Annotated in this window: 6 protein-coding genes and 1 pseudogene; 5 read left to right on the forward strand and 2 right to left on the reverse strand. The window is 41.1% G+C overall.

All coding sequences use genetic code 11. The features are described 5' to 3' along the window. Window positions 1-297: 297 nt before the first annotated feature. The 4 genes from AC5JMK_RS08675 to AC5JMK_RS08690 all read left to right on the forward strand — a co-directional run bounded on the left by AC5JMK_RS08675 (window position 298) and on the right by AC5JMK_RS08690 (window position 4,994). A complete protein-coding gene (locus tag AC5JMK_RS08675) occupies window positions 298-1,260 on the forward strand; it encodes an NAD-dependent epimerase/dehydratase family protein (protein ID WP_096676201.1) in 963 nt (320 codons plus the stop codon). 119 nt (window positions 1,261-1,379) lie between these two features. After that, window positions 1,380-2,504 (forward strand): alpha/beta fold hydrolase, encoded by a 1,125-nt coding sequence (locus AC5JMK_RS08680; protein WP_495909892.1) that lies wholly within the window; start codon window positions 1,380-1,382, stop codon window positions 2,502-2,504. A 148-nt stretch (window positions 2,505-2,652) separates the two neighbouring features. Further along, window positions 2,653-2,784 (forward strand): hypothetical protein, encoded by a 132-nt coding sequence (locus AC5JMK_RS08685; RefSeq protein ID WP_495909893.1) that lies wholly within the window; start codon window positions 2,653-2,655, stop codon window positions 2,782-2,784. A gap of 17 nt (window positions 2,785-2,801) precedes the next feature. Beyond that, window positions 2,802-4,994 (forward strand): family 1 glycosylhydrolase, encoded by a 2,193-nt coding sequence (locus AC5JMK_RS08690; RefSeq protein WP_495909894.1) that lies wholly within the window; start codon window positions 2,802-2,804, stop codon window positions 4,992-4,994. Between the two features lie 111 nt (window positions 4,995-5,105). On the opposite strand, the gene AC5JMK_RS08695 is transcribed toward AC5JMK_RS08690, so the two are convergent. Continuing rightward, the gene (locus AC5JMK_RS08695) at window positions 5,106-6,194 is read right to left on the reverse strand and encodes a M28 family peptidase (RefSeq protein WP_495909895.1); all 1,089 of its coding nucleotides are present in this window, start codon (window positions 6,192-6,194) and stop codon (window positions 5,106-5,108) included. A 197-nt stretch (window positions 6,195-6,391) separates the two neighbouring features. On the opposite strand from AC5JMK_RS08695, the gene AC5JMK_RS08700 reads away from it, so the two are divergent. Further along, window positions 6,392-7,636 carry an urease accessory protein UreH domain-containing protein gene (locus tag AC5JMK_RS08700; protein ID WP_096676196.1) on the forward strand — a complete coding sequence of 415 codons (1,245 nt, stop codon included), beginning with the start codon at window positions 6,392-6,394 and terminating at the stop codon, window positions 7,634-7,636. 214 nt (window positions 7,637-7,850) lie between these two features. On the opposite strand, the pseudogene AC5JMK_RS08705 reads toward AC5JMK_RS08700, so the two are convergent. After that, window positions 7,851-8,369 (reverse strand): annotated as a pseudogene (locus AC5JMK_RS08705) (iron uptake porin); the annotation flags it as partial. Between the last annotated feature and the right edge of the window lie 50 nt (window positions 8,370-8,419).

Genomic DNA, 8,419 nt, shown 5'->3' on the forward strand with positions numbered 1-8,419 from the left:
GCTACTGAAAGCCCACACTGTATTCGGTACTCCGAATCAGTGTGGGTAGTTTACCAGTAAGTTCATAAATCAAACCGAATTTCTATAGCAGTGACATAAGTAAGTCAGCGAGAATAAACATAATTATGTTACGAAAAGTAAACAATCCTAAAATCCTTACCAATAGACCTCTTGCAAAAATATTTTTACCCCACCCTAACCCTAAGCGTAAACGCTTAGGGAACTAAATCTTCCCCCCGTTCACGGGGGGATTGAGGGGGGTTCATTCGACTTTATTATTTATAATCGAGGTGCTTGATGAATATTTTTGTCACAGGTGGTTCAGGCTTTCTTGGCAAGAGATTAATTAAACGTTTAATTAGTGACAATCATGATGTTACAGCTTTGGCTAGGTCTGATTCTGCACAGAAAACCATTGAGCAGTTAGGCGCAAAAGTTATTAAAGGTAATTTAGACAATATTAATGAATGGGAAGCGCAACTATTAGGACAAGATATAGTGATTCATTGTGCCGCACCAGTTGAATTTTGGGGTTCCTGGGATAAGTTTTATCAAGAAATTACTCTGGCTACAAAAAACTTACTAATTGGTGCTAGTAAGATGAATGTGAAAAAATTCATCTATATTAGTTCCGAATCAGTTTTACAGGATGTCTCTCCTTTAATTGATATAGATGAGACATATCCCTATCCAGCAGAACCTAATTCCTACTATGGCAAAGCTAAAAAATTAGCTGAAGAAGAAATTTTAAACTTTTCTACAGATATGAAATGTATTATCCTGCGTCCTACTTATATTTGGGGCAAGGGTGATAAGACTCCACAAAAATTAGCCGAAAAAGTTAAGTCTGGGCAATTTTTATGGATAGATAACGGTGAATGCGTAATTGAGACAGTTCACGTAGATAACTTAGTAGAAGCAATTTCTTTAGCGTGTGTCAAAGGAGAAAATAAAGAAATATATATAGTTACCGATGATGATCCAATAACTGTTAGAGATTATTTTACTAAACTTTTCAAAATTAATGATATAAAACCTCCAAAAACTAATTTACCAAGTTTTGTTGTTAATGTTTTGGCAAATTTTGTAGAAGCCATCTGGAAAACACTAAATATTAAAACTGTACCTCCTCTTTCTCGGTTTGAAATTTCTTTTGTGGCTATGCCGAGAAAATATAATATTTCTAAAATTAAACGAAAATTGGGTTATAAACCTATTATTTCAAGAGAAATGGGGTTGCAAGAAATGATGAATAGTTAATTTTTTGTTGTTATTTAATCAATATAAGGACGAAAACTACTACAAAAAAGTTTTTTACTAATAAATTGAAAATTTAGAGGGCTTAAGCCCTCACTACAAACTTGTATTGAGGTAAATTTATGAAACGTGAAATACCACTTTATACTTTAGAAGGTGTGAAGAATGCAGAAGTTTCTACACATCAATTTTCTACAGAAGATATGTTGGGACTCAGTATGTTACGCTTCCAACGTGCAACTTCTGATGATGTAGTTTTGATTATTCACGGTCTGACTACATCAACTGATATGTTTATCATGCCTGAACATTACAATCTCGTGCAGTATTTGTTGGACAACGGGTTTGGTGATGTTTGGACTTTAGACTATCGGATGAGTAATAGACATTCGTATAACTTGCAGATGCATCGGTACAACATGGATGATATTGCGCTGTTTGATCATCCCGCAGCGATCGCCAAAATGCGCGAACACATAGGCGATCGCCGCATCCATGTGATCTGTCATTGTTTGGGTTCTGTATCCTTTGTCATGAGTCTATTTGCCAAAACGGTCACGGGTATTTCCAGCGTGATTGCTAATAGTGTGGCATTAACTCCACGTGTGCCTAACTGGTCGCAAGTTAAATTAACTTTTGCACCTTTCTTGGTGGAATATGTCTTGGGAATTCCTTATATAAACCCCCAATGGAGTGAAGATCCAGGTTTGACAAAAGGCAAAATTTTCTCTAAAGCTGTTTCCGCATTTCACCATGAATGTGATGTCCCAGCTTGCCATATGCTGAGTTTAATGTGGGGAACTGGTTGGCCTGCATTGTATAGTCATGAAAATCTCCATGATGTCACCCATCGTCGAGGTGGCGATTTGTATGGTGGAAATGGGTTACATTACTATCGCCATGTCCGCAAAATGGTGAAAAACAATAATACAGCAGTCAAGTTTGAGCCAAATAATCCTAAATATGATCGCCTACCGAATAATTATTTTGAGTATGCAGAGGAAATTGCAACTCCTGTTTTATTCATGACGGGCGATCGCAATCATGTATTTACTGATTCTAATATTGTCTGTCACCAAAGACTTGAGCAAATTGTACCAGGCAAACACGAACTTCATGTATTTCCTGGTTATGGACATCAAGACGTATTCATGGGTAAAAACGTCCACGTCGATATTTTCCCTAGACTGCTGCAATTTCTAAATAAGCAACGGTCATTAAACCAAAGTACAGTCGCAGCTGGCTAAGACTAAGTAAAGTCAGCACAAATAAAGTTAACTCTTAAGAAACATCTTGCATCAGCTTTTCATCCCGCCAATCAATAAATTTATTGGCTAATAGCTAAAGTCAGATTTATCTGACTAGAAAAGTGTTTGAGTCCGTTTTAACGGACTTATGCTATCAGCCTCACCAATTAATTCTGAGGCGGGATACGGGGTTGGTGCAAGATATCAGTTAACTCGTTGGGGTCGTCATTGGTCATTCTCCCTTGTCCGCGATCCCCAATCCCCAATCCATAACAACTAAAAAAAGGAAATTATATAATGAACGACCTGACACCATTTCCAGAATCATTTATGTTTGGTGTTGCTTCTGCTGACCACCAATGCGAAGCTTATGATCCTAACTTTGAAGATATTCGCGATGTTTGGGAACGTCGTCGTGCTATGACGCTACGGGGTCAGGCTACAGATTTTTGGAACCGCTATGCTGAAGATATTGCGCTAGCTAAATCTCTTGGTTGCAAGATGTTCCGTTTTTCTCTTGCTTGGTCGCGCATAGAACCAGAACCAGGACAATTTAGTGATTCAGCTTTTGACCACTATCGCCAAATCATTGAAACCATCCGTTCTCATGGTATGGAACCGATTGTCACTCTACACCACTTTACTCATCCTTTACATGTGGAAAAACGCGGTGGTCTGATTGCCAAGGATTTTCCCACGATTTATGCCAGTTATGCCACAGAAGTTGCTAGGCGTTTAGGTAATTTAGCCCGCTACTGGGTTACTTTTAATGAACCGAGTCAATTAATTTACGGTTACGTCAAACCTTGGTGGGAACGGTCTTATTTTATGCCTCCTGGGCTACCTCGTGGTGCTTCCATGTCAGAACAAATGTCATCAGTGGGTGATTTGATGCGGAATTTGTTCATTGCTCATACTAGAGGTAGAGCCGTTCTCAAGCAATTTAACCCAGATGCTCAGGTCGGAGTTAATCCAATGTTACTAGGTTTACCTCTGTGGTTACAAAAAATTGCGGATTCCAACGTCACTCGTCTTCGCAGCAAAAAAGATTTAATTGATCAGGGTAAGCGTTTTACTGAGCGGGCTTTGCTAGAAAAAGGAGAGGTAGATGTAGTGATTGCTACGCTCACCGTGAGCCAAGAACGGGAAGAACAAGTGGCATTTTCCGAGGTTTACTATCTAGCAGGTGAAGTTTTACTTGTGAAGTCCCGGAGTCAAATTCAAGAATTAAATGATTTCGCCGGGAAAAAAGTAGCAGTTGTTAAAAGCACGACAGCTGAAACTAATATCTACGCAATGCTACCTAACACCGATGTAGAGGTGTTCCCAGATTATGAAGAGGCCCTCAGAGCCTTGGACTATGATCAAGTCAGTGCAATCTTGGCTGACGATGCCATTTTGTTAGGAATTATCCAACAGCATCCAGAAGAGTATCGATTTGTTAACCACAGATTGACACAAGAACCTTATGCTGCTGCTGTAGCGAAAGGCGATCGCTTTTTACTCAATGCTGTAGATCAAGCAGTGCGTCGCTTCAAAGAATCCGGAGCTTGGTCACAAAGCCTTAACGATCATTTCCCTGGTCAAGCGATCCCAGAACCACCGAAAATGGGTAGACGTTCGACTTTGGGGGATATTACTGGTAAAGATAGGCTAGAAGATGTGGAGAATTCGCTTGCTAAAGCAGGAACAGCGTTACGTCGTATTCAAGATCGAGGTTATTTGATTATTGCAGTCAAAGATAATATCCCCGGTTTTGGCTATCGTGATCCGAAAACAGGTGAATTTAGCGGTTTAGAAATAGATTTGGCGCGGACAGTTGCAGAACAAATTTTTGGCGATCGCACCAAAGTCCAGTTTCGCCCAGTCAAGTCTGAACAACGTTTACCCCTATTGCGTTCTATCGTTAGCATTTTTGACCCACTGCAAAAGATTTTCAGTATCTTGTCAACATCCTTGACTAGTAACTGGTGGCACCTCGGTATGGCAGGAAAATTACCAGAATTCCTCTGTCCCAAAGAATGCATCGGTCAACAGGATTTTGTCGGATTTGACTATTACTGGGGTACTAGCAATTTACAAATCCACCGTGTTAAACAATTGATGGATGCAGCTTTCGGGCGCTATAACAATGCACCCGTTTGGTCTGGTGTACTCTACGATATGCTCAAATTCCACGCCAAACTATTCCCAGACAAAGAGATTTTGATCGCTGAGAATGGTTGCGTTGATGTCGCAGATGATGTGAAGCGTGAAGAGTACCTTCGTCAGCACATCCAGCAAGTGCAACGCGCTTGTAACGAAGGCGTCAAAGTTATAGGTTATGTCTGCTGGAGTCTGACCTCTAATCGTGAGTGGGGTTTGAAGTTCGACTCAGCCAGCGACTTTGGATTGTATCACATAGACCTAGACAAAGACTCAGAGTTAAAGCGCATACCAACTCAAGCAGCAGCTACGTATCGAGAAATCATTGAGAAACGCAGTGTTTGACATTAAAAACCTGTAGAGACGTTGCAGTGCAACGTCTCTACATACCCAAAATGATCACGAAAAATCGTTAACAGAGCAGCATTGAGATTAAATGCATCTATAATAGATAGATCATTGGTATAACAAAAAACTAGTAGCATTGACAACAGCTTGCGCGGCTGATGTAAAAAACGAACGTTCAATATTAGAGGGAACATCGCTCGCTTGATGGTAGTGAGAACTACGGAGATTTGCTGTATCTGTTATCAGCAAAGCACCCACCCCTTGCAACCAGAAAGGAGCATGATCGCTACGTAGAGTATCTGGAGTAAGTAAGCCTTTGAGAGGAACTGGCAATGTAAATATAGGTGGTAGAGGAGTTGACGCAGAGAAATTAACTGAGGAAATCTCCGCATCTTCCTTTCTCCGCGTCTCCGTGTCTTCTTTTTTAATTATGTTTGAATTAGAACGTTCAAAAGCTTGCAATAATGGTAAATGTTCTGTATCGCCCACCACCGCCAGAAAATCTCCTTTGTTGCTGGGTGGGGTGATTGGTAAATTCGGAGGGTATTTTTGGCAACCAGCAGTGTAGCAAGCGTAACCAATCATATCCATAATAATCACACCATCCAAGTTTTTGAGATTCGCTGGTTTTGCTGTAAAAGCTTGACTTCCTAATAATCCGGCTTCTTCTTTGTCAAAGAATGCTAGTTGTAATTTTCGGGGTGTGGGACGAGAACCAAATAACCGAGCAATTTCCAGCACCACAGCCACACCACTAGCATTGTCATCAGCACCAGGGGAAACAGCAACGGTGTCGTAATGCGCGCCAACTAAAATAGCTCCTGCTGTTTTGTCAGTTCCTTGACGTTCGGCGAAGATGTTAATACCTTCAGAGAAACTTTGTAGCTGGGGTTTCCAGCCAAATTTTTTCAGTTCAGAAATTATATAAGTGCGGGTACGCGATCGCTCTGCATTTGTGTAACGTTTAAAATTCAAGTTTTGAACATGGGTAAATAGCTTTTGTCCCGACACTGAGGGCGAAGACACGGGACGCGCGGAAATGCTGGACTTTCCAGTATCTTTTTTCGCTGGCTCTAAATTGTTTGCTTTCACGGTTTCCATCACAGCTGGTTGTTGCTGCTGTCGCCAAAACCCGCTATTACCCACAACCGCAAATGCTACTAGTACCGCCAACAGCAACCAAATCCATTTTTTCATGGTATGCATTCGTGCTTTTTTGACTTTCAACCTTAAATTTGACGGCTCGTCTTTTGACAGGAGGCAAAAACTTAGTTTAAAGTTCCCTATTAAACAAATTCAGCATTTACTAATGTTACAAAAATTCCTGTTAGTATCAACTGGATTAATGTGTTTAGCTTTGATTGGCAGTAGTGGAAAAATTGCTATAAGTTAACATGCTCGATTTGTGGCTACTCATCACTTTAGGATTCTTGGGAAGTTTTGGACATTGCTTAGGAATGTGTGGCCCTTTGGCTGTGGCCTTTTCTCTGTCCCGTCACCAAGAAACTGGTAATTGGCGACAACAAATCAAATTTCACACCCTGCTAAATTTAGGGCGGATGCTGAGTTATACCCTAGTTGGTGCAGGAATTGGGGTATTGGGTTCTGTATTACTTGCCAGTGGTCAAATGGCAGGAGTTGGTAGTCAATTACGCCAGTGGGTTGCAATCTTGACTGGTGTGATGTTGATTTGGTTTGGATTAGGACAGATCACACCCGACTTACTACCGCGCATACCAGTGTTACACCCTCTATTACAAAAAAGTTTGCACAACCGCTTGAGTAGTGCAATGGTCAAACTTTCCCTACAAAATAGATGGTGGACACCAGCAGTTTTAGGTATGACTTGGGGTTTAATGCCGTGTGGTTTTTTGTATGTTGCCCAAATTAAAGCTGCGGAAACAGGTAATTTGTGGATGGGTGCAGCAACGATGCTGGCTTTCGGCTTGGGAACTTTCCCAATGATGTTGGGTGTAGGTGTGTCAACATCTGTACTGAGTAAAGACAGACGCAGTCAATTGTTTCGTTTGGGTGGCTGGGTAACTCTCACCATTGGTGTGCTGACACTGCTACGGACTGGTGACACAATGGGAGATTACACCGGACATGCGGCACTGATATTGTTAATGCTAGTACTGCTTGCTCGTCCGATTAGTAACTTATGGGCAACACCTTTGTGTTACCGTCGTGCTTTGGGGGTAGGTGCTTTTGTACTTGCTGTTGTCCACGCTGTCCACATGATGGAACACTCGCTGCAATGGAATATTGATGCTTTCTGGTTCTTACCACCTGATTTTCAGTGGGGGATGACTGCGGGTGCTGTGGCGTTAGCCTTGATGACTCCTGCTGCTTTGACGAGTTTTGATTCGCTGCAAAAGTCTTTAGGTAAACGCTGGCGACGGATTCATTTGTTAAGTTTACCAGCTTTATTGTTGAGTACTATTCATACTCTCATAATTGGTTCCCATTACCTGGACAATAAATTTACAACAATACTATTAGGAATAATTACTTTGATTGTATTGCTAGTCAGAACCAAATTCTTTTGGTCAATATTATCGTTAGAAAAATTTTATGTATCTCCGAATAAGGCAAAAATAAAAAGTTATACCAATTTGAAAAAAGAATGTGACAAATAGACCATATTGTAGAGATTCATCGCGTCTTTAACTAGTGTTTCGGCGGCAATGGTCGAGTATTTATGAAGCCATAGAAGATACATTGCCACCACGCACAAAAGTCTCTAACGGTAAGGGGACGGGGGGACACGGTGAATTTAGATAAAACACTCTCCGCGTCACCATCTCTCCCACTCCCCGCGTCTTTTTCTCCAACTCCAAGCACTGTTAACTGTTAAAAAGTGAAAGTAGTACGGAGTACACCAACAGTTGTTGTATCGTTTCTGCTGTCACCTTCGGGGTTAAATAACACAAAAGCCCCAGGGGTAATGCTGATATTATCATTTACTTTGAAGCGATAATAAGCTTCTAAATGATAAGGAGTAGCCCGATCAACACCTGTAGAGACAAGTTCAGCATCACCATCAGCAGAAGTCCGGTATAACGGCTGTCCAAACAAAATACCTGCGTTGTTTCCTTGGTGGAATAAATCATTAAAGTGAAGCCCTACCATCCAACTAGTGAAGGTCGTAGAAGCATCGACATCACGCGCAGAATCATCCACAAAGATTGCTGCACCGTAACCAGATAAAGCAATTTTTGGGGAAAAACGCCAAGTTACTGTCCCACCAAAAGAATTAAGTTTAACGGGTGTTCCCAGTGAAACATTAGCTAAAGCCCCAATGTCACTACTAGTTAATCCTGTACCCAAGATATTGATTTCGTGATAACTATTAGCATAGTTGAGACCAATAAGCTGTTATGCATTTAAATTGTGATGACAGCGTCGCCTTTATTTTTGAG

The organism is Pelatocladus sp., from assembly GCF_059505505.1.